The 1473-nt window shown below is 57.8% G+C and carries 1 protein-coding gene; it reads left to right on the plus strand.

Annotated features, from left to right (window positions below):
- Nucleotides 1–111: 111 nt before the first annotated feature.
- Nucleotides 112–1473, plus strand: a 1362-nt coding sequence (locus AC1DWI_RS22880) for a LamG domain-containing protein (RefSeq protein WP_477725876.1), incomplete at its 3' end; no start/stop codon positions are given.

The raw sequence follows: 1473 nt of genomic DNA on the forward strand, positions 1-1473 counted from the left end.
CTGGGGAACCGCTATTCCACCTATGGTTACGATGCCGCCGGCCGTGCCATCTCCACCGAACTTGCCGGGGGCGTTAACCGCTACAGCGTGGCTTACGGCACTCCACCTTCCGTGGCTGTCACGCAAACCTACGATGCCGCAACGACCATTACCACCCGCGCCCACAGCATGGTGTCGCCCAGCAACGTGGTTCTAGCCCTGCCCAATGGGCAAAGCTCGGACATCGCGTCTACCACGGTGGGTGGCCTGAACAAGGCTACGGGCCTGAGCCAGCCGGCAGGCTCAGGCTGTGCCGCAGCCAATAACGCCTCCGCCTTTGATGCAGCTGGGAATTTGCTCTCACAAGATGATTTCAACGGCGTGCGCAGTTGCTATGCGTATGACGGTTCGAATCGGGAGATCACGCGAGTGGAAGGCCTGTCCAACACCGCGGCCTGCAATGCCGTGCTACCTGGCGGCGCCACTTTGCCGGCAGGGGCTAGGAAATTCACGACCACTTGGCACCCGGATTGGCGGCTTCCTGTTGCGAGTGCCACGCCTGGGACATTGACAACGCTGGTTTACCAGGGCCGGCCAGACCCTTTGAACGCCGATGCAGCGGCCAATTGCACCAGTGCGCCAACGTTGCCGAATGGAAAGCCCTTGCCCGTGGTGTGCAAGAGGATTGTTCAACTCGCGAACCCGGCAGCAGCTGGAGGTGGTCCAACCGATCCGAGTGCAGCATTTAATTCGCTTTTGCTTCACATGAATGGGACGAACGGCTCGACAGCTTTTGTGGACGATGGTGCTGCTCTGAAAACGCTCTCTGTCACAGGAAGTGCCTCAATTTCAACTGCGTCGAAAGTATTTGGCACCGGCTCCGGCGCTTTCGCCAACAGTGGATACATCTCGGTACCCGCTGGAACCGACTTTAACTTCGGGTCGTTGCCATTCACCATCGAGTTTTTTCTGAAGCCTGGTTCCATTGGCGGTATTCAGAGCCTTATCTCCACACGACTAGGCCCTGTTTACTCCCCATTTGAGATAGACCTGGAAAACAGCTCTGTACGTATTCTCAAAAGCAACGCGGCCGTGAATAACTGGGAGATTGTTGGTGTATTCCCGAGCACGGCGATTACGGCCAACGTCTGGCAGCATGTTGCCATTGTGGGGAACGGGGCCACGATGTCGGTCTACGTCAATGGCGTCCCATCCACCAGTACCGCCGCCTACACGCCTTTCGCAGCGCTCACGGGCCCTTTGTATATCGGCAAGGGTGGGGAGGCCGTCGCTTTCACCGGGAATATGGATGAAGTCCGTATCACCAAAGGTGTTGCACGATATTCAGCGGCTTTCACACCGCCAGCGGCGCAGTTCCCCGGTATCGCAGCCTATCTTCCTGCGTCAGGCCCCGATGCGAGATTTACCTATGATGTTTCCGGCCGCATCCTGACTTCCATAGATGCGAACAATCGCAGCACCAGCTATGTGTAC

It is taken from the genome of Polaromonas sp. P3_C2 (genome assembly GCF_056402675.1).